18 protein-coding genes are annotated in these 20,364 nt (G+C 43.4%); 8 read left to right on the top strand and 10 right to left on the bottom strand.

Features of this window, described 5'->3' with window-relative positions; all coding sequences use genetic code 11:
• Positions 1–87 precede the first annotated feature (87 nt).
• The 5 genes from cotA (at position 88) to NYE53_RS03500 (ending at position 4,185) form a co-directional block, all read left to right on the top strand.
• Entirely contained in the window at positions 88–1,629 is a 1,542-nt protein-coding gene (cotA, locus tag NYE53_RS03520) for an outer spore coat copper-dependent laccase CotA (protein WP_339247295.1), read from the top strand.
• A 98-nt stretch (positions 1,630–1,727) separates the two neighbouring features.
• Positions 1,728–2,717 (top strand): DUF4003 domain-containing protein, encoded by a 990-nt coding sequence (locus NYE53_RS03515; protein WP_339247293.1) that lies wholly within the window; start codon positions 1,728–1,730, stop codon positions 2,715–2,717.
• Positions 2,718–2,729: 12 nt separating this feature from the next.
• Positions 2,730–3,545: an alpha/beta hydrolase gene (locus tag NYE53_RS03510; protein ID WP_339247290.1), complete on the top strand. Its 816-nt coding sequence runs from the start codon at positions 2,730–2,732 to the stop codon at positions 3,543–3,545.
• An 82-nt stretch (positions 3,546–3,627) separates the two neighbouring features.
• Positions 3,628–3,837 carry a cold-shock protein gene (locus NYE53_RS03505; RefSeq protein ID WP_003234008.1) on the top strand — a complete coding sequence of 70 codons (210 nt, stop codon included), beginning with the start codon at positions 3,628–3,630 and terminating at the stop codon, positions 3,835–3,837.
• Positions 3,838–4,026: 189 nt separating this feature from the next.
• Positions 4,027–4,185, top strand: a complete 159-nt coding sequence (locus NYE53_RS03500; RefSeq protein ID WP_327828724.1) for a hypothetical protein — start codon at positions 4,027–4,029, stop codon at positions 4,183–4,185.
• A gap of 33 nt (positions 4,186–4,218) precedes the next feature.
• Here the strand turns inward: NYE53_RS03500 and NYE53_RS03495 are convergent, their stop codons facing one another.
• Both NYE53_RS03495 and walM read right to left on the bottom strand, forming a co-directional pair.
• On the bottom strand, positions 4,219–5,265 hold the full coding sequence (locus NYE53_RS03495) for a hypothetical protein (protein WP_339247288.1): 1,047 nt from the start codon (positions 5,263–5,265) through the stop codon (positions 4,219–4,221).
• A 65-nt stretch (positions 5,266–5,330) separates the two neighbouring features.
• The gene (walM, locus tag NYE53_RS03490; protein WP_003234013.1) at positions 5,331–5,702 is read right to left on the bottom strand and encodes a cell wall metabolism protein WalM; all 372 of its coding nucleotides are present in this window, start codon (positions 5,700–5,702) and stop codon (positions 5,331–5,333) included.
• Between the two features lie 437 nt (positions 5,703–6,139).
• Here walM and bdhA point away from each other — a divergent pair, with 437 nt between their 5' ends.
• Positions 6,140–7,180 (top strand): (R,R)-butanediol dehydrogenase, encoded by a 1,041-nt coding sequence (gene bdhA, locus NYE53_RS03485; protein ID WP_003234015.1) that lies wholly within the window; start codon positions 6,140–6,142, stop codon positions 7,178–7,180.
• A gap of 47 nt (positions 7,181–7,227) precedes the next feature.
• On the opposite strand, the gene iolT is transcribed toward bdhA, so the two are convergent.
• Positions 7,228–8,649 carry a myo-inositol transporter IolT gene (iolT, locus tag NYE53_RS03480; RefSeq protein ID WP_339247287.1) on the bottom strand — a complete coding sequence of 474 codons (1,422 nt, stop codon included), beginning with the start codon at positions 8,647–8,649 and terminating at the stop codon, positions 7,228–7,230.
• Between the two features lie 583 nt (positions 8,650–9,232).
• Here iolT and NYE53_RS03475 point away from each other — a divergent pair.
• Positions 9,233–10,258, top strand: a complete 1,026-nt coding sequence (locus NYE53_RS03475; protein ID WP_339247284.1) for a potassium channel family protein — start codon at positions 9,233–9,235, stop codon at positions 10,256–10,258.
• Positions 10,259–10,304: 46 nt separating this feature from the next.
• Here the strand turns inward: NYE53_RS03475 and NYE53_RS03470 are convergent, their stop codons facing one another.
• From NYE53_RS03470 to gutB, 7 genes are all read right to left on the bottom strand, one after another.
• Positions 10,305–11,276 (bottom strand): SPFH domain-containing protein, encoded by a 972-nt coding sequence (locus NYE53_RS03470; protein WP_003234032.1) that lies wholly within the window; start codon positions 11,274–11,276, stop codon positions 10,305–10,307.
• Positions 11,277–11,306: 30 nt separating this feature from the next.
• Positions 11,307–12,071 (bottom strand): YgcG family protein, encoded by a 765-nt coding sequence (locus NYE53_RS03465; RefSeq protein WP_015252670.1) that lies wholly within the window; start codon positions 12,069–12,071, stop codon positions 11,307–11,309.
• Positions 12,071–13,096 (bottom strand): TFIIB-type zinc ribbon-containing protein, encoded by a 1,026-nt coding sequence (locus tag NYE53_RS03460; protein WP_339247281.1) that lies wholly within the window; start codon positions 13,094–13,096, stop codon positions 12,071–12,073. The genes NYE53_RS03465 and NYE53_RS03460 overlap by 1 nt, the downstream gene beginning before the upstream one ends.
• A gap of 65 nt (positions 13,097–13,161) precedes the next feature.
• Positions 13,162–13,845, bottom strand: coding sequence for a PspA/IM30 family protein (locus NYE53_RS03455; RefSeq protein ID WP_072173431.1), 684 nt, complete (start codon positions 13,843–13,845; stop codon positions 13,162–13,164).
• 194 nt (positions 13,846–14,039) lie between these two features.
• A complete protein-coding gene (locus NYE53_RS03450; RefSeq protein ID WP_232567359.1) occupies positions 14,040–15,002 on the bottom strand; it encodes a carbohydrate kinase in 963 nt (320 codons plus the stop codon).
• 94 nt (positions 15,003–15,096) lie between these two features.
• A complete protein-coding gene (locus tag NYE53_RS03445) occupies positions 15,097–16,488 on the bottom strand; it encodes an MFS transporter (RefSeq protein WP_339247275.1) in 1,392 nt (463 codons plus the stop codon).
• 72 nt (positions 16,489–16,560) lie between these two features.
• Positions 16,561–17,622: a sorbitol dehydrogenase gene (gutB, locus tag NYE53_RS03440; RefSeq protein ID WP_339247273.1), complete on the bottom strand. Its 1,062-nt coding sequence runs from the start codon at positions 17,620–17,622 to the stop codon at positions 16,561–16,563.
• 201 nt (positions 17,623–17,823) lie between these two features.
• Between gutB and gutR the strand changes: the two genes are divergently transcribed.
• Positions 17,824–20,313, top strand: coding sequence for a glucitol operon transcriptional regulator GutR (gene gutR, locus NYE53_RS03435; RefSeq protein ID WP_339247271.1), 2,490 nt, complete (start codon positions 17,824–17,826; stop codon positions 20,311–20,313).
• Positions 20,314–20,364 lie beyond the last annotated feature (51 nt).

Below are 20,364 nucleotides of genomic sequence, written 5' to 3'. Positions count from 1 at the left end.
CAGCACGAAGATTTTTTGTAACCATCACGTCCTTATTGTCATTAACTATAGTACCAATTTGGAAAATTTAGATAAGGACAGATGAAAATGACACTTGAAAAATTTGTGGATGCTCTCCCAATCCCAGATACACTAAAGCCAGTACAGCAATCAAAAGAAAAAACATACTACGAAGTCACCATGGAGGAATGCACTCATCAGCTCCATCGCGATCTCCCTCCAACCCGCCTGTGGGGCTACAACGGCTTATTTCCGGGGCCGACCATTGAGGTTAAAAGAAATGAAAACGTATATGTAAAATGGATGAATAACCTTCCTTCCACGCATTTCCTTCCGATTGATCACACCATTCATCACAGTGACAGCCAGCATGAAGAGCCCGAGGTAAAGACTGTTGTTCATTTACACGGCGGCGTCACGCCAGATGATAGTGACGGGTATCCGGAGGCTTGGTTTTCCAAAGACTTTGAACAAACAGGACCTTATTTCAAAAGAGAGGTTTATCATTATCCAAACCAGCAGCGCGGGGCTATATTGTGGTATCACGATCACGCCATGGCGCTCACCAGGCTAAATGTCTATGCCGGACTTGTCGGTGCTTATATCATTCATGACCCAAAGGAAAAACGCTTAAAACTGCCTTCAGACGAATACGATGTGCCGCTTCTTATCACAGACCGCACGATCAATGAGGACGGTTCTTTGTTTTATCCGAGCGCACCGGAAAACCCTTCTCCGTCACTGCCTAATCCTTCAATCGTTCCGGCTTTTTGCGGAGAAACCATACTCGTCAACGGGAAGGTATGGCCATACTTGGAGGTCGAGCCAAGGAAATACCGATTCCGTGTCATCAACGCCTCCAATACAAGAACCTATAACCTGTCACTCGATAATGGCGGAGAGTTTATTCAGATAGGTTCAGATGGAGGGCTCCTGCCGCGATCTGTTAAACTGAATTCTTTCAGCCTTGCGCCTGCTGAACGTTATGATATCATCATTGACTTCACAGCATATGAAGGAGAATCGATCATTTTGGCAAACAGCGCGGGCTGCGGCGGAGACGTCAATCCCGAAACAGATGCGAATATCATACAATTCAGAGTCACAAAACCTTTGGCACAAAAAGACGAAAGCAGAAAGCCGAAGTACCTCGCCTCATACCCTTCGGTACAGCATGAAAGAATACAAAACATCAGAACGTTAAAACTGGCAGGCACCCAGGACGAATACGGCAGACCCGTCCTTCTGCTTAATAACAAACGCTGGCACGATCCCGTCACAGAAGCACCAAAAGTCGGCACAACTGAAATATGGTCCATTATCAACCCGACACGCGGAACACATCCGATTCACCTGCATCTAGTCTCCTTCCGTGTATTAGACCGGCGGCCGTTTGATATCGCCCGTTATCAAGAAAGCGGGGAATTGTCCTATACCGGTCCGGCTGTCCCGCCGCCGCCAAGTGAAAAGGGCTGGAAAGACACCATTCAAGCGCATGCAGGTGAAGTCCTGAGAATCGCGGCGACATTCGGTCCGTACAGCGGACGATACGTATGGCATTGCCATATTCTAGAGCATGAAGACTATGACATGATGAGACCGATGGATATAACAGATCCCTATAAATAACCCGACAAACTTGCCTCTAGCAGGCAAGTTTTTTCTTTATGAAACCTTCGGCCCTATTTATCGTATTACGTAAAAACAGCAAAAAGGAGCTGCTTTTTATGCTGACACACGACCTACATGAAAAAATAAAGCAATACATTTCCATTTATGCTGAATTAAAATCAAAATTAAAATGGAAAGTTTCACACGATCAGATATTAATGCTCATTTCTTCTGCATATATTGTGAATAAAAGAGAGTTTGATTTTCAGCGCTTTTATGATTTGAGCAGCTATATCAAATCAAACATCGGCAGCTTCTCAACACTCAATTCACACCACCGCTTTACTGTTGCATCTATTCTGGACATTCATTTTCAGCATGAGGCAAAACAAACATTTCATACTTTTATCGATGTATACAATGAAATGGTGAAGCTAGGGTATAAGCGGGATATGTTCACATACCTTTCCGCTTTGATCTTGCTCACCGGAAAATCTGAAACGACAAACCAAAAAGAACAGATGAGCATGGGGCTAGCTGTTTATCAGCAGATGAAAAAAAATCATTATTTCCTCACTTCAACTCAGAATGTTCCGCTTGCCGTACTGCTTGGAGAAAACGGAGAAGGTTTGCAGGCGCTACAGAAGGCGGAAACATGCTATCAGCTGCTGGCGGCCAACGGCTTTAAAAAAGGACAGTACTTACATCAGGTCAGCCATATTCTGGCCTTGCAAAGTGAAAAAGAGCCCGAAATGCTTGTTTCCGCTTGCAAACAGATATATCAATCGATCACTGAATCTGTCAAAAAACCAAAGGATTATCATTACCCAGACCTTGCTCTCCTCACCTTTCTGGAAGAGCCAGATATCAAAACCGTTTTGTGCATCACTGACGAATTAAACCAGGAAAAAGCTTTTAAATGGCAAAAGGAAATGAACTTTAAAATTGCTGTCAGCCTCTATCTCAGTGAGCATATGGAGAAAAATCTGCTGATGGAATCAGGACTATACACCGCTATCGAAACAGTCATTCAAGCACAGCAGGCAGCCGCGACAGCTGCCATCATCAGCTCAACAGCAGCCAGCCATACTCATGATGGAAACTAAAGGAGGAGAAACATGCCATACATCACATTAGAAGATCAGACACGCCTTTACTATGAAACACACGGGAGCGGGACGCCGATCCTGTTTATACATGGGGTGCTGATGAGCGGACAATTTTTCCACAAACAATTTTCGGCGCTTTCTGCCAATTATCAATGTATTCGTCTTGATCTTAGAGGACACGGCGAATCTGACAAAGTGCTTCACGGCCACACCATTTCCCAATATGCCCGTGACATAAGGGAATTTCTAAATGTAATGGAGCTTGGCCATGTCGTTCTTGCCGGCTGGTCAATGGGCGCTTTTGTCGTATGGGATTATCTCAATCAATTTGGGAATGATAACATTCAAGCCGCTGTGATCATCGATCAATCCGCTTCCGACTATCAATGGGAGGGCTGGGAACACGGTCCATTTGATTTTGACGGCTTAAAAACAGCGATGCACGCCATTCAAACTGACCCGCTGCCTTTCTACGAAAGCTTCATCCAGAATATGTTCGCAGAACCGCCTGCCGAGACCGAAACAGAATGGATGCTGGCAGAAATCCTCAAACAGCCGGCTGCCATTTCTAGCACGATTTTATTTAACCAAACGGCCGCTGATTACCGGAGCACCCTCCAAAACATCAATGTGCCGACATTGTTGTGCTTCGGGGAAGACAAGAAATTTTTCTCTACAGCAGCTGGGGAACACTTGCGCAGCAATATTCCGAACGCGACACTCGTTACCTTTTCTAAAAGCAGCCATTGCCCGTTTTTAGAAGAGCCAGATGCTTTTAACAGCACACTCCTCTCCTTTTTAGATGGGGTTATTGGAAAGTCATAAAGAAAAAGGAATTAGGAGATTAGGGAAAAGTATGAGACAATAAGAAATGTGCAGTAAAATACATGAGGGAAGAAGTGACTTTATGTCTTACTATAACAAACGAAATCAAGAACCGCTGCCAAAAGAAGATGTGAGTACTTGGGAATGCACAAAAGAAGACTGTAATGGCTGGACCCGAAAAAACTTCGCCAGCAGTGATACGCCATTGTGCCCTTTATGCGGAAGTAAAATGGTCGACGGCATCCGTTCATTAGTGAATCTCCAAAACAACAGCCAAACGAAAACAAGCTAGTTCTTCCCTATAACAAATGCAGTCTCCCGCAAGCAAACAAACCTCAAACGGAGACAAAATTCTATATTTCAGAATAAAAGCCTCTTATTGCAAGAGGCCAAATACGAAGAAAGAAGCCCAAAACTGTAAACGTTTAGGGCTTTTTTGTCTGCTTCAATGGTATAATATGGATATAAGAGGAGGGATAACGTGATCTCAAACCAGCAGCAAAAAGACTTGAAAAAAAGAGCTGCGTTCAAAAAGCTGAATGTTGCAATGAACTTGTATGTTGAACTTCTGTTTTTGTCGATACCTCTGATTCATATCTTTAAATGGCTCGGATCATTAGCCCTGCACTTCATCCATTAAAAAAGCCACTCAGCTTATGCCGAGTGGTTTTTATTAGTTAATCACAGAAAAGCTGTTGATGATGCCGTTCGAATTTTCCCATACTTTTTTGAAGGTCTTATTTTCAAGGCTATAGGAATAAATCGTCCGCACCTTAGCTTCACGCCCTGTTTCGTCCTTCAGCTTTTTAGCCCCCTTGGCTTCGGCAAGAAAATAAATGTTCTTTCCATCCTTAGAGAACTGAGGCTGTGCGTCAATTAACAGCTTAAATGATTTTTGATTTGAGATGATGCTTTCATATTTTTTCGTATCCGCATTGAGCATCTGAATAGAAGCGGTTTGCTCCGTTCCTTTCTGCGTATATGATGTGAATAAAATACGTTTATCATCATCAGAAACAGCAATATCGCTGATAAATTGGTTCAGGCTTTTCAGCTCATTAAATTTATGTTGGCGGCCTTCCGCAAAATGAATCGTTGTCGGTTCAGGGTCGATTCCCTTTTCGTTTGCTTCATCTGTTTTCTTGTAGTCTTCTTCTACAGAATAATGAAGCAATGCAAATGAATCGTTTTTTTGGTTATAAAAGAAGCTGCTAACGGTGTTATCCTGATCATTAGCGGCAGGATAAAGATTTTTGTACTTTTTTGTTTTCAGATCAAAAGCGGCGATCCGAAAATTGTTTTCGTCCGCTTTTCCTAAGCGGAAATAGATGGTTGAACGGTCCTTTGATAAAAACAAACTGTCCGCACTCTCCGCGCCTTTATAAAGCACCGTCTTTTTATTAGACTTTAGATCCAGTTTAAAAAGCCTCATTTCATTCTGTTCATTATTGCCCGTATAATAGAGCACCTGCTGTTTTTGATCCAAGGCAAATGCCGGATAGCTGGTCAGCTTCTCCTCATGGATCACCTTGTCATTTTCATAATACTTTGTCAGCAGATCCGTATCTGTAATTGAAACCAGCAGCTCATCACCGCTTTCGGTATTGACTGAAACATCAGCAGCCTTCTCATGGCCTTTATCCTTTGCAACATAAAACGCAACTCCCGCGGCAGCTGCCGCTATTGTCACTGCTAACAATAATATGATTCTTTTTTTCATCTTTTATCTCCACCAATAGAAAAAGCAAGAATGTGACTTCTTGCTTTCCAGATTATATATGTACATTAATAGCTGTAATGCCCCGCTACCTTACCTTTGCTTAATGGGTATCCAAGCGCTTTAAACGCTTTAGGGCTTACATCCAGCACCGCATTAGGCATTCTGCCAACATCATTTTTATAAACCGTAATCACCTTTTTAGGCTTCGCTTTTGCATAAGCTCTGATTTTTGTCCCGTTTCTAGGAACATCAAATCCGATTTTGGTCGCACAATCCCAATGTCCAAGTTTCTTACCTGAAGAGCCTTTTTTCCCGACTCCATTATACCAAGTAATATTTCCGTTCACATGTTTCGCACTGGCATCTGATGAAAAACTAAAAGCTCCCAAAGTACTTCCTACTAAGATAAAAGCGGCTAAAATGACTTTCTTCAACATTTCGTCCCCCTGTTTGTTAACATCTAGGAAGATTATACACGATCAACCAGCTATTTTTTATTTCAATATCCTTACAGTAATGTTACAAAGTCAAAAAAGTTACCTCTGTTAAATTAAACCATGGAAGATTATCCTATTATAATAGCGGTATTAGCGTTATAATTATTGATAGAGTAGTTGTCGCATTCAATATGAACGAACCATTACCGTATTGTTCAAACCAAATTCATAGCTATGTAAACGATTGATACTCTCATATAAAGAAAAAAGAGTGTGCGAGACCCTTTTTTCTTCAAAGTTTCTTTTTTCAAAAAAACGTAGATTATATTATATAAAAATTTCATTTCTTTTTTGGTTTTAAAAATGGCGATTTTGTGAACAGTTCATATTGACCGGTGCGGAATTACTCACATCAAAAGCTATAGGAGTGGTAATCCATGAAGGCAGCAAGATGGCATAACCAAAAGGATATCCGTATTGAACATATCGAGGAGCCAAAAACGGAGCCGGGAAAAGTAAAGATCAAAGTCAAATGGTGCGGCATCTGCGGAAGTGATTTACACGAATATCTGGGCGGCCCGATCTTTATTCCGGTTGACAAACCGCATCCATTAACAAATGAAACGGCACCTGTCACAATGGGGCATGAATTCTCCGGTGAAGTTGTCGAAGTCGGAGAAGGCGTTGAAAATTATAAAGTTGGAGACCGCGTCGTAGTCGAGCCGATTTTTGCTACACACGGCCACCAAGGCGCCTACAACCTTGATGAACAAATGGGATTCCTCGGCTTAGCCGGCGGAGGCGGTGGTTTCTCTGAATACGTCTCTGTAGATGAAGAGCTTTTGTTCAAACTTCCTGATGAATTATCATATGAACAAGGCGCGCTCGTTGAACCTTCTGCAGTTGCTCTATACGCTGTCCGCTCAAGCAAACTCAAAGCAGGCGACAAAGCGGCTGTATTCGGCTGCGGCCCGATCGGACTTCTTGTCATTGAAGCGCTGAAGGCTGCCGGTGCAACTGATATTTACGCTGTTGAGCTTTCTCCTGAACGCCAGCAAAAAGCTGAGGAGCTTGGCGCGATCATCGTTGATCCGTCTAAAACAGACGATGTAGTCGCTGAGATTGCAGAACGTACAGGAGGCGGTGTTGACGTAGCATTCGAAGTCACGGGTGTCCCAGTGGTGTTACGACAAGCCATCCAGTCCACTACAATTGCCGGTGAAACCGTCATCGTCAGCATTTGGGAAAAAGGTGCTGAAATCCATCCGAACGATATCGTAATCAAAGAACGTACAGTAAAAGGAATTATCGGATACCGCGACATCTTCCCGGCTGTATTGTCATTAATGAAAGAAGGCTATTTCTCAGCCGACAAACTCGTAACGAAAAAAATCGTACTAGATGATTTGATCGAGGAAGGCTTCGGGGCTCTTATTAAAGAGAAAAGCCAAGTCAAAATCCTTGTCAGACCTAACTAATTTGAAACCAAAAAGAATCCGCACTCGGGTGCGGATTCTTTTTTAAATTATCCAATCACTTCAGCCCCAGAATCCTTCTTTGCCCCGCTGTGATCATAAGCGCGGAAGTTTTCCTCCAGCTGCTCAAGCGAAAGCCCTTTCGTTTCCGGCAAAAACCTCTTCACAAACAAGACAGAGCAAATTCCTAATCCAACGAAGATAAAGAACGTTGTGGACAGCCCGATGGCTGCCAGCAATATTGGAAACGTGAAACTGACTGCAAAATTCACCATCCACAGACAGAATACCGTAACACCCATTCCCAGTCCGCGAAGGCGAAGCGGGAAAATTTCAGATAGCATTAGCCAAGTCACTGGTGAAATGGCGCCCTGCTGAAAAGCAAGAAATGTGACCGTTAATGACAGGACTACATACGGAAGTGCCGGTGATCCTTCAAGTACAAGTGAGAATATCCCGATTAGCAATAACGCTGTTGTCGTACCGATCAAGCCTGTCATCAGCATCGGCCGGCGCCCCACTCTTCCCAGCAGCCAGATTCCGACGAATGTTGCCAATACCGAAATCACTCCATTCGCAATATTTCCGATTAAAGCGGCTTCCGTTTGGAAACCGGAATTTCTTAGAATTTCAGTCCCATAATACATAATCGAATTCACACCTGTAATTTGCTGTACAATCGCAATCCCTAATCCAATAAACACAATACGGCGCACCCATGGGACTGAAAGATCTTTAAACGTCGCTTTTTCAAGCTGATCTTCTTTTTTGAAAGCGAATTCAATTTCTTGCAGCTCAGCTGCTGCCCGTTTTTCATCCCTGATTTTTTTCAATACACGTAAAGCATCTTCTTTTCTTCCTTTAGAAACAAGCCAGCGGGGACTCTCGGGCATTCTGATCATCCCGAAAAACAGGAACACGGCTGGAAGCGACGCAATGACCAGCATGAACCTCCACACATGGGAGTTGTCTCCCATTGTTGTTCCAAGGATTGCATTAAAAACAAAGGCCAATAGCTGTCCTGATACAATCATCAATTCGTTCTGCGTCACCATCCGTCCCCTGCTTTCCACAGGAGACATCTCTGCTAAATAGGCAGGCACCGTTACTGATGCACCCCCTACCGCAATACCAAGCACAAAACGTGAAATGATCATGACCGTAACATTCGGAGCAAACGTACACCCGATCGTCGAAATAAAAAATATAACAGCGAGGAATAAAATATTTTTGCGGCGGCCGTTAAAATCAGACATCCTGCCGCCAAACACAGCACCTAGCGCGGCTCCAAAAAGAAGTGAACTGGTGACAAGGCCCTCTGTGAAGGCATTGAGATTAAGCTGATCCTGCTCTCCCATATACGGCAAAGCTCCATTGAGCACACCGGTATCATAGCCAAAAAGAAGCCCGCCAAAAGTGGAGACTAAAATAATTGTACGTAAAAATGACATTTGATTGCCTTGTTTATTCATACTGTTTCCCCCAGTCTTTTTCAAAATGCGTATGTCAAAAACTTATTCCAGGGCTGCTGCCTTCCTCACATTTTGTAAGCAGGCTTCAGAAAATAGTTGTTCATGTTTTTATCCAATAACCTCATAACCTTCCCTTCTTCTTAGCATGTCAGTCCAAATGGAAGCGATTTCATTTCTCACTAAAAGAGCAATGGTCATTTCTTTGTGCATAACCTTGTTCATTTGGTATTTATTAGTCACTTGATAGTTCAATCGTAGTGATGTTATAGTGACATTCTTGTTATATCTGATATTATCATAATTATAAAAACGTTTTCAGTCAATATAAATTTCTGAAAATTTTTTACTCTATAAAAGGAAAATCACCAATTCAAGGGGAAAATGAACGTTTTTCTTCATGAAAATGTGTGAATCAAGTCAAAAATCCTGTGATTTTTTGTTCATATCGATAAATGAGTAAGTGTTGGGTAACTTCTCCTGTTTTTCTCTGTAAAATCAAACATTCGTTCAATTGTTTCAGACTCAGGATAAAAGGAAATAGAGAAGAAAATAAAAGAAGGCTGACTTAAGGGAGGTAACCAAAATGAATGAGGGTTATATCATTGCAGGCCTTTTATTATTGACAGCGGGGATGATTGATTTTTTATGGACCACGTTATGGTTAGAGAGCGGTGCAGGCCCGATCACAAGATGCCTGTCTGCCTGGCTTTGGAAGGGCTGCCGCAGAATCAGCGGTGACCACGCAAAGGTTCTAAGTATGGCTGGTCCTCTGCTGTTATGCCTGACATTAGTGATATGGATCAGTCTGTTTTGGGGCGGGTGGGTTTTAATTTACTCGAGTGACCCTCACTCACTTATGGAAACTCAATCAAAAGAACCGGCTTCCTGGTCAGACCGAATTTATTTTTCCGGCTATGTCATGTTTACATTAGGAAATGGCGACCTCGCTCCGAACGGAGGCCTATGGAAGCTTGTCACGATTATTGAAACAGCTCAAGGACTGCTTACCATCACGTTTTCTGTCACGTATTTGATTTCCGTCTTGAGTGCGGTTAATCAAAAACGCTCCTTTGCCCAAAGTGTATTAAGTCTAGGGCATGACGGAACAGAAATCGTCCATAATGCATGGAATGGCAAAGACTTTCACGACATTGATTTTCTTCTTGTCGCCGCCTCATCAGAGCTGGGAAAGCTGACCGCTCAGCATAACGCCTTCCCCATCCTTCATTTTTACCACAGCACGCAGCATCAGGAATCATCCATTATAGCTGTTGCTGTATTGGATGAGGCTCTAACCATTTTCAAATACGGAATTCCTGAACAATATCAGCCGAATCAGCTTCATATCAAAGAAGCGCGCTCAAGCATCAAAAACTATCTGGATACCGTTCATACTGCCTATATCCATCCTGCAGAACAAGCGCCGCCGGAACCAGACCTCTCAAAGCTTCAACAATCAGGCATACCGGCTTCATCAAAGCAAACATTTCAAATTGCCGTCAATTCAATAAAGGAACGTCGTCAATTGCTGCTGGGAATTATCCAAGCGGGTGCTCGAAAATGGCCAGTTCAGGAGCAAGCAATAGGTAACGCTTATTCTCCTAAATAAAAAAGTCCCGAGCGCTGATCACTCCGGACTTTTCACTGTATGAGTCTTACACAAGCTTCTGGCCGCAATTCGGACAAAAATTGGCTTCGCCCGTTTTTGTTCCGCAGTTTGGACAGAAATTCGGTTTGCTTCCGCTGCCAGTTGACTGTGGGCCTGATGACTGTGCCTGCTGATTTTGATTCATTTGGTTCATCATCTGATTGGCCATATTCATTCCCATCATCATTCCAGCCATATCCGAAGCCGCTCCGCCTCCGCTCATCTTTCCGGATGCCATTCCATCCGTCATTGATATTTGCTGGTATCTGTTCACATCCCCAACCATACCGTAGGAAGCGTTCTTTGTAATCATATCTTGAACCTCTTGAGGATAATTAAAGCTCATGATTTGAAAACCAGTGACCGTCATCCCGTCGCTTATTAATTGCATATCTAAGTCCTCTTGAATTCCCTTGGCAATATCAAAAGCGTTTGCTTGAAGATTAAACATATCTTTCCCTTCTCTTGTGATCCACTTCATGAGAAGCTGATCCAGAATAGAAATGATACGGGTTTTAATATCCTCTACAAAATATTGATCTTTCACGCCAGCGATTTTATCAATCAGGCTGATATAGTCCTGCACCTTGAAATTAAATGTGCCGTTTGCGCGAATGGGCATCCCGCCTGGCATTCCCGCTGCCGGAATATTTATCGCCTGTTTTGTTCCCCATCTTACGGTAAATTCCTTCGTATTGACAAACAGCACCTCAGCTCGCATGCCGCTGTTAAAGCCAAACTTAAAGCCCTTTAACGTTGAAAGGAATGGAATAATTTCTGATTCAATATCATAATCGCCATCATCTTGAAAGACTCCTTCAACCCGCCCATTGTTCAAAAAGACAGCATCCTGTCCGGGACGAATGATTAAACGGCTCCCTTTTTTGATTTCACGATTGTTCCATTTATAAAAAATCATATCATCTCTAAATTCTTCCCACTCTACTACATTCGCTAATTGATTTCTGAAAAACGACATTACGCCTCTCCCTTTCTCTATTTCTTACATTTAAAAACTGCCCCGGCTCCCACTGTATGACGTGCCGCCTTTCGTAACACCGCCATCGCTGCCGCTGTCTTTATCTGATGGTTTTCTTTCTCTTGTTACAGTCGTTCTAATATAAGTGTCGTATTGATCAATCACATCAGACGTACGCTGATCCATATATGTATTTCCATTAACCGTTACTTTGCCGCCTGCATGATAAAGCATGATTGAAACCGCAATTCCCCCGACTGCGATGGCAGCAATCAGCTGAAACCACCATGTAAAGAATATGTTGTCAGGGTTTACTCCCGGTTTTATGCCCATATCTTTATAGGAAAGCTGAATATATGTCTCAAAAGCTTTAAAATAATTTTCATTGGATAAATCAGATGAAATCGTATTTCTGATGCTATTGAGCCTGCTGTTGTCCAAATACTGTTCGGCTTTTTTGAAGCCTGCGATAAACACTTCTCTGTTTGTCATATCAATGGTCAGAATGGCTGTACTGCCTTTTCCGTAACGATCATAAAAATCGCCGGTATAGTCTGCAATATCTTCACCGTTTGTGCTTTTTGTCGTAATAATGATGAAATCAGTGTCCCTCTTTGCACCCAGCTCTGCCGAGAGAGATTCAAGTTTTCCGATCTCCGCTTTTGACAATAGATGAGCGCGATCGTACACATGCTGCTGCGATTCAGAGGCTCTTGCCGCTTCGATACCCAGTAAAGGCATCATGATGAAAACAGCCAGCACAACAAAGATCGCTTTCCCAAAAAATCCACGCATCAAAATCCGCCTCCCATCATCAAAGAGACGAGCTTCAACGCAAGAAATGTCCCGCCTGCTATTCCGCTAAACCATGCCGCCACTTTTCCTCGACTGATCGGCGGCTTTCCAACAACCTTTCCTGTTTGCCCGTTCATCGCAAAGATATGCTCCGCTCTTTCATAATCGTAACTGACCATCCAAACAGGAAGCAAAACGTAAAAGCTGTTCACGTTTTTCGTGTGAATATGTTTTTCCCTCACATTGACTGACGTATATCCGGAAAAAGTAGAATGGATGTATGAATCTATATAACTGCTGATTTTCTCTTTTGCCCTCGGAAAAAGCTCCTCATCGGTATAATTGTACTTTTCCGCAATATAACCGGCCAAATATGCCGTTTGAAAGTCCTTCAGCTCTTCGTATGAATAAGGCTCCAATTTGTCCATTAATTCGTCTTTCATTTTTTCAGAGGCATCGACAGGGATTTTCAAATAATCGAGATTGATATCACGAAACGCTTCAAAGTGCTCTGTTTCCGTGCAAATATAATCCCCTTCTTCATACCGGTGGACCCTGGTACAGTTTGCTCTCACCTGTACTTCACTATTTAAATCAAACATCCAAAACGGAATATACATGCCGGTGATGCTTTTAATGCGATCGGCAGACATGAAACCTCTTGGTGTCAGAAGGCCTTTTTTGCACCACTTTCGAAATGCCTGCTCGGCTTCTTGCTTGCTGATTGTAAATGGGATGACTTTCGCCGGTGCCAAATGTCCCGATAAACGATCGGCAAGTATTGCAGCACCTCCGCAGAAGCTGCACGTCGTTGCTGTCGTTTCAGCTTCCGTGATCAAAACGGCGCCGCAGTTTTCACATTGATATTCTTTTGCTTCATCATCAGAAAACCGTGCCGCAATGTTTTCTTTCGGAAGGCTTTCAATATTGTCCTGTCTTCCGCAGCTGCCGCAGGATAACGAGCCGGTTTCACTGTCAAATGCCATATTACTGCCGCAGTTCGGACACTTATAAGATATTATCATTACCGTTCCCTCTCACATCTTATGATAAAATGACGCCGCAGCCGAGAGCTGCGGCCTCCTATGTATTACTTATCGAGCATCATTTTCGCTTTTAACGCCGCAAGTTCATCATCAACCTGGCTTGAACCGCCAGTGTCATACTTTGCAGTCAGATCAGCCATATCATCCTGCGGAGCGCTGTTCAGTTCAGCCATTGCATTGGCCTGATCAAGTGCCTTATTTACTTTGTCCTCCATTCGGCCGAATGCAGACATTGATTGGCTTGTACTTGAAACAGAAGCGCCCAGTTTGTTCATTCTTTCTTGCGTTTTCGCTACTGCCCACTTCGCCTTGATCATATTTTTACGTGCTTCCAGCTCTCCAATGTCAGATACCAATTTGTCATGCATCTTTCTCATCTGTGCGGCATTGGTTGCAGCAATTTGATTCGCCGCCTGCAGCTCAGAAAGCTTTGACTCCAAAGATGTTTTTCTTTCAAGAAATTTTCTCGCATCGCTCTCATTCCCGGCTTGCAGCGCCTTCATTGCATAGCTTTCCATCTTTTCCATATCCGCCTGGCATTCGTGATATTCTCTTTTTGCTCTCTGCTCCTCGGCCATAACAGCTGCTGTTTCTGCCTTAACCTTAGCCAAATCGCTATTCATATTTCTTAAATATTGATCTACCATTTTCTCCGGATTTTCAGCCTTGTCCAATAAAGCATTGATATTCGCAGACATAATATCTTTAAATCTTCCAATGATACTCATTATATCGTTCCTCCTAAAGCTAATTCGGTAACCCTTGTTACATATACTATTTATTATCGTTAAAAGTTTCACTTTTTTAATAAAAAATGACATTTCAAACAAAAAATACACAACTTTTTACCCGAACAAAAATGTAAGTAATAAAAAAAGATGCCTCCAAAAGTCCAAAGACTTTCAAGAAACATCTTCAATGTTTACAAAGAAACTTCAATCTCATCCAAGCTCGGCAGTGCATCAATCGCTCCAATTTTAGTGCACACAAGAGCTCCGACCTTATTGGCAAATGCCACAATCTCACGCAGTTTCACAAAATCAGCATCTACAGATTGAATCTGATCCGTGTTTGCCAATTGATATAAAGCCGCACCGACAAAAGCATCTCCCGCCCCTGTTGAATCGATTGATGTCACCGGAATGCTTGGAATGATTTCACGGTCTTTTCCATTGGAAAGAAGCGTTCCGCTTTTCCCAAGTGTCACAGCGACAATGTTGGCTCCGATCTCATGAAGGATCGCAACACCCTTTTCATGATCCTTCACACCGCTGATAATCTCAAGCTCCTCGTCACTGACTTTCACAAAATCACTTACAGCGATCGCTTTTTTCGCAACACTTACAAACTCTGAGACTCTTCCCCTCCATAAATCTTCACGGTAGTTAGGGTCAAACGAAATAAACTGTCCATTGTCTTTCGCAATCGACATCAGCCGTAAATAGGCTGAGCAAAACGGATCCGATAACAGTGCCGTCGCAGAACCGAAATGAAGAATTTTCGCTTCGTTTAGTTTTTCCTGGTCAATATCCTCCAGCGTAAACAAAGCGTCCGCGCCTCTATTAAAAACAAAGTCACGCTCTCCATTTTGTTTTAATGAAACAAAAGCAAGCGTTGTAGGCGCTTTCTCATCCATCACCAGCATAGAGGTATCGACATGTACAGCGTCCAATGTTTGCTTCAGAAAATACCCAAACGGATCCTTTCCTACTTTTCCGCTGAAAGCGGCGTCTCCTCCCAGCTTGGCAATTGCTGCCGACACATTCGCCGGTGCACCGCCCGCACTTTTCAAGAATTGGCGCCCTTCCTTTAAATCAACGTCAACATCGGTACAAAAGAAATCAATCAACAATTCCCCAATACAAACTACAGAATGACTACGCATATTATCACACTCATTTATAAAGTCTAGATTACAGTCTCAGTATATTACTTTCTGCCATAAATACAACATTGAATATTAAAAATTTTACATATATTTATCTCGCAGACCTTTGCTCCAGCTCAGAGATGATGTGTTTATATCTTTTTTCCGTTAAAGGATAGAAGGCGATAAGAATAATAGAAAGCAAAATGAAAAATCCCGGAATCAAAGCATTCATGTTTTTAATCGCATTCAATGACGCAACTGTCTGGTCTGTATTCGCCACATACCCGGCGAACCCTAAATAAATGGCCGAAAATGACCCGGCTAATGCAACACCCAGCTTATTAATAAAGCTCATGCTCGAAATCACCACACCATCCGCGCGAATTCCAGTTTTCCATTCCGCATAATCAACACAATCCGCAACCATTCCCCAAGCAAGCGTATTTAAAGGCGTTGTGAAAAATCCTGAAGCGAAAAGCCAAATGAAAATGAGTGGAATTGAAGAATACGGCGTAAAATGCAGGCCGGCATAAGAAATAAGCGATAGAGCTGCCGTGATGATCATGACTTGTTTTCTGCCCCACTTCTCAGAAAAGAAAGGAATAAACAAATTACTGATCAGCGCTGCTCCGAAAAATAAAACGGTGCCCATAAATACGAACTCTTTATGGTTGACGTTATACGTAAAATAATACACCATCGTGCTGAGCTTAATATTAAACCCGATCGCAAAAGCCAAAAATGATGAAATTAACATAAGCAAGGGTTTGTTTCGGAATAAAACGGATAACGTCTTTTTGATCCCTTGTTTTTTTCTCTTTTTAGGCTGAATCCGCTCCCGGACAGTAAAGAAACTGAATAAATTCAAAACGATGCTGACAGCCGCGTAGATGAGCGCCGTCATTTGAAATCCAAACGCCTGATCCTCTCCTCCGATAGCAGTTGCAAGCGGTGTCGCACAGGAAATGGATAAAAGAATGCCGATATACACCAAAATCATCCGAGTTGTGGTCAGAACCGTCCGTTCCTCCACAGAATTCGTCATCCGCCCCGTTAAGCTGTTCACCGGGATTGTTTGCATACTAAAGGACATCCCAAGCAGAATATAGGTGACGTACGCATATACCATATTCCCCGTCTCACCGAAATGAGGCGTCGTGAAACATAAGAATGTGAATAGCGCAAAAGGAAATGCCACCCACAGCAAATATGGTCTTGCTTTTCCCCACCTTGTATTCGTTTTATCTAAAATCAATCCCATGATCGGGTCAAAAATAGCATCCAGCACACGCACAACAAGAAACAAAGTTGCGATCACCGCAGGCTGAATGCCGCCGACGTCTGTATAATAGAATAATAAGTATGCGTTTACAAACTGAAAGATAATATTATACGACATATCGCCGAATCCATAACCGATTCGTTCAAACCAGGACAGTCCGGTACTGGATTTTGACTGACGCTTCGCATTCATTGCCGTTACTTTTTCTGTTTCAATCATATTTCCCACCCCAAGAATCCGTTTTCATTTCCAGTAAACAAGAGGGAGAATACGAAGATCCTCCCTGTTCACTCAGCGATTTGGATACACCATCACTTTTAAACATTCATTCTTAAATTGAAGCGCCCGCTCCATGGCATCTTGCGTCTGCTTCAGCGAATATTGGTCCGTTACTAGATGCTTCGTGTCCACAATGCCTGAAGCAAGAAATTCGATTCCCTTTGGATACGTATTGGCATAACGGAAGACCCCGTAAATATCAATCTCATTATCCGCAATAAACGGCACGTTGAGCGGAATCTCGTTCTGTGAAGGCAAACCGACAATCGCCAATTTTCCGCCCCGGCGCACAGAAGCCAGTGCGGATTGCAATGCCGCTGGATTCCCTGCTGTTTCCCAAGCAACATCAACGCCTTTATCATTCGTGATCGTTTTAATCTCTTCAAGTGCATCCTGTTCACGTATATTAATAATATGAGTCGCTCCCATTTTTTTCGCAGCTTCTAACCGCAGCGGCTCTAAGTCGGTGACAATGATTGTACCTGCCCCAAATGCTTTAGCTGCGGCAACAGCCATTAACCCAACAGGACCCATCCCCATAATCGCAATCGTTGATCCGGGCTGTAGCTTCGTTCTGGCCGCCGCATGGATGCCAACAGAAAACGGCTCGATCAAAGCAGCATCTTCATAAGAAAGTGAGTCTGGGATTAAAAAAACAAAGTCCTGACGCATTTTAATATATTGGACAAACGCGCCGTCTACCGGCGGTGTAGCCAAAAACTGTACATCCGGACAAAGGTTATAACGCCCTTCTTTGCACGCTTCACATCGTCCGCACGTAACACCCGGCTCTACAGCGACGCGGTCTCCCACATTGAATTGATCGACAGATGATCCGACAGCGGCAATTTCACCCGCACATTCATGCCCAAGGATAAATGGTTTTTTCACAACATAGTTGCCTATTCGGCCATTTGTATAGTAATGCAGATCAGATCCGCAAATTCCGACAGCCATCACCTTAATCAACACTTCATCATGATTGATATCAGGCACAGGCAATGTTTCAATTTTGATCTCTCTTGTGTTGTGCATAACAGCCGCTTTCATGTTTTGAGGTACTGTGTGAGTCATTTGGCAAGTTCCTTTCTTTAGAAAATAAAATGTAAGTGCATACATTTTTGTTTTCTCTGTTACTGCCCCCATTTTATCTGCTTTTCAACACGTTCAACAGCCTTTCCTGCTGTATAAAAGGACAGCGGCACTGTACTTTTATTTTTTCATATACAAAAAACGCTGGATTGATAAAATAGTACTAATAGGAGGTGCAGGCTTATGGCTGAACTTGAAAACCGAAAACAATTTGCACAACTGCTGGCACCTGGCGTCAAAACGCTAAAACTTCATCCTGATTATAAAGTCAGAAGGAAAATGAACGAAAAAACAGGACAGTCTTACATAGATAAAATCGCACTCCAGCTGGGAGTCTCCCCAAACACGATCAAAAGCTGGATCGGACAGATGGGGGCAAACTACATTCCCGGGAGAATCGACGACGGAAAACTGTTCGGAATGATCTGGATCATTCTCGAAAAGACCGACTTGGATATCGAGTGGTTGACCGACTTGCTGGAAGCCACCACTATCCCAGTCATCAAACCCGCATTGCCTGTATGGGCAGCATCCTGTTTGAAAAAAGCGAAAATACTTCGAAAAGACGGATTATTCGGGGCTCCGAGTGAAGGCGAAATTGAAAATGTAGTAAAACGGCTGTTTCATGACAGACCCGGCCATGAAACGAATGCGCTTACAGAACAGCCTATCACTCATAATTTACCCTCACGCTGGTCCGGACGCTTTATCGGGCGCAGCTTTGATATGGAAGCAATACGGCAATGGATGCTTTCTCCGTCACCAGTCTGTTTAATCACCGGCTGGGCCGGCATGGGAAAAACCACAATCGCTCTTGAAGCCGCCTATTCCTGTGTCGATGATACTTCAGATTGGCCGGCGTTCAACAGTATCATTTGGGTCAGCGCCGATTGGAAAGGATTGAGCTTTAGCGATTTTTTAAATACGATCGCCTATCAGCTCGGGCGCACAGAACAAATCGATAAATCAATCAATGAAAAACGGTTCGTCGTCCGCAATGCGTTAGCTAATTACACTAGAGAAAAACCGATCCTGCTGATCGTTGACAGCATTGATACTGCAGAACGTGACATTCATGAATTTATCACCAGCCTTCCGCAAGGCGTGAAAGTTCTCCTCACAGCGCGGGAAAACGTAAAGCAAACCTATCGGGAAAGCTTCGGAGAAATGACAGCTATTCAGCTGAGCGGCCTTGACCAAACAGATGCCTTGGATTTTTTTCAGCAAGAAGTGCACCGATGCTTACAAACATGCAACATTCAAAATAAACGGGAAAAGCTGGAGCAGCTGTTACATCTATCATCTGACCTGAAAAACGAATTCATTTCAGCGACTGCCGGAAACCCGAAAGCCATGGCACTCAGCATTGCCTATATGTCAGACGATGACATCCCCGCTCAGCAGCTGATTCATGAGCTTGGAAAAGCAGGCTACTCACTGCTGGAATTGTTTGAATTCCTCTTTGGCCGCACCTGGGATAGATGCAATGAAGATACGCGAAAGCTATGGCAGACGCTTTGCTTTTTCAGCAAGCCGCCAGATGAGAAAAGCCTGGCTGCAGCAGCCGGATTAGTCGCCCGCCGTTTTCATTACGCTATGGAACAAATGCGGTCATATGCGCTGATTCAGCCGGAACGAAGCCAAGGCAGGACACAATACTTAGCGCACCAAACCGTTGTCGCTTACGGAGAACAGCACTTGTCCGAACAGCACGAATATGAAAAAGAAGCCCGCAATCGCTGGGCGCACTATTATGTTGATTATACCGAAACCCATTTAAAGCGGGAACAGCCCAACTCTATCTATTGGAGCTACCTGCTGGGACGGAACTTAGATCATATGAAACAAGAATGGCCAAACATCTTAAAGGTCATCCAATGGGCAAGTGAAACTGAACAAAAAGAAATCCTAATCGAACTCATCACCCGCATCAGCCATTTTCTAAGCAGAATCAACCTGCCCCTGCGTATCGAATACGGATGCAAAGCCGCCGACGCCGCCCATCAATTAGGCAAACACACACGAGAAGCGTACTTCCGAATCGACACAGCAGGCTGGGCTCTGATGGAAGTCAATGATTTAGACAGGGCCTTACAGCAAATTGAAGCCGGGCTGGGGATTCTGGAACAATCAGACGCTCACTATGCCTATGATCTAAAGGTTTGGGGACACGCACTCAAAGCAAGGCTTTTTTTAAAAGACGGGCAACAGGAAAATGCAGAGACCATTTTAAACGAAATCGAAAATCAACCGATTTCCCCTACCATTCAACACAGAGTTCTATTGGTTCGCGGTGACTTAAGCTTTGCGAGAGGTCATCATGAAGAAGCCATTCAATTATACGAAGCGGCAAATGAAATCAGCTCCACGTACGGCGGCGAAAAAACGATAGAAGCCTATTTCAATCTGGGTGTCGCTTACGTGAAATGTGGTCAATTTGAGAAAGCGGAAGAAGCCTTTGAGCAAATGCTCTATGACAAACATAACGCCAATCAGGTTGAGTTGATCTATTATTTTTACGGGATGGCGCAGCTGTTGAACCGTAAAGGAGAGAAAACGAAAGCGATGGAAGCTAATCAGAGAGCGATTCGTTTGATTGATTCGTGGGAGCCTGCGATTGGGATTCGGGATGAGGTGGAAGAACTGGCAATGGTGATTAAAGAAAACGACTAGTACGCATAGTAGTTCTGTCAGCAATCCCTCAGTTTCTTTATTATAAATAGG

The organism is Bacillus sp. FSL R5-0523, assembly GCF_037975295.1.
Taxonomy (GTDB): domain Bacteria; phylum Bacillota; class Bacilli; order Bacillales; family Bacillaceae; genus Bacillus; species Bacillus subtilis.
Note: the sequence above shows the minus strand (reverse complement) of the source record. Positions and strands in the feature narration are given on the sequence as shown.

Bases quoted from the DNA above. Each gene is read 5' to 3' on its own strand.
- cotA (WP_339247295.1), top strand. From the start codon at position 88: ATGACACTTGAAAAATTTGTGGATGCTCTCCCAATCCCAGATACACTA.
- NYE53_RS03515 (WP_339247293.1), top strand. From the start codon at position 1,728: ATGCTGACACACGACCTACATGAAAAAATAAAGCAATACATTTCCATT.
- NYE53_RS03510 (WP_339247290.1), top strand. From the start codon at position 2,730: ATGCCATACATCACATTAGAAGATCAGACACGCCTTTACTATGAAACA.
- NYE53_RS03505 (WP_003234008.1), top strand. From the start codon at position 3,628: ATGTCTTACTATAACAAACGAAATCAAGAACCGCTGCCAAAAGAAGAT.
- NYE53_RS03495 (WP_339247288.1), bottom strand. From the start codon at position 5,265: ATGAAAAAAAGAATCATATTATTGTTAGCAGTGACAATAGCGGCAGCT.
- walM (WP_003234013.1), bottom strand. From the start codon at position 5,702: ATGTTGAAGAAAGTCATTTTAGCCGCTTTTATCTTAGTAGGAAGTACT.
- bdhA (WP_003234015.1), top strand. From the start codon at position 6,140: ATGAAGGCAGCAAGATGGCATAACCAAAAGGATATCCGTATTGAACAT.
- iolT (WP_339247287.1), bottom strand. From the start codon at position 8,649: ATGAATAAACAAGGCAATCAAATGTCATTTTTACGTACAATTATTTTA.
- NYE53_RS03475 (WP_339247284.1), top strand. From the start codon at position 9,233: ATGAATGAGGGTTATATCATTGCAGGCCTTTTATTATTGACAGCGGGG.
- NYE53_RS03470 (WP_003234032.1), bottom strand. From the start codon at position 11,276: ATGTCGTTTTTCAGAAATCAATTAGCGAATGTAGTAGAGTGGGAAGAA.
- NYE53_RS03465 (WP_015252670.1), bottom strand. From the start codon at position 12,071: ATGCGTGGATTTTTTGGGAAAGCGATCTTTGTTGTGCTGGCTGTTTTC.
- NYE53_RS03460 (WP_339247281.1), bottom strand. From the start codon at position 13,096: ATGATAATATCTTATAAGTGTCCGAACTGCGGCAGTAATATGGCATTT.
- NYE53_RS03455 (WP_072173431.1), bottom strand. From the start codon at position 13,845: ATGAGTATCATTGGAAGATTTAAAGATATTATGTCTGCGAATATCAAT.
- NYE53_RS03450 (WP_232567359.1), bottom strand. From the start codon at position 15,002: ATGCGTAGTCATTCTGTAGTTTGTATTGGGGAATTGTTGATTGATTTC.
- NYE53_RS03445 (WP_339247275.1), bottom strand. From the start codon at position 16,488: ATGATTGAAACAGAAAAAGTAACGGCAATGAATGCGAAGCGTCAGTCA.
- gutB (WP_339247273.1), bottom strand. From the start codon at position 17,622: ATGACTCACACAGTACCTCAAAACATGAAAGCGGCTGTTATGCACAAC.
- gutR (WP_339247271.1), top strand. From the start codon at position 17,824: ATGGCTGAACTTGAAAACCGAAAACAATTTGCACAACTGCTGGCACCT.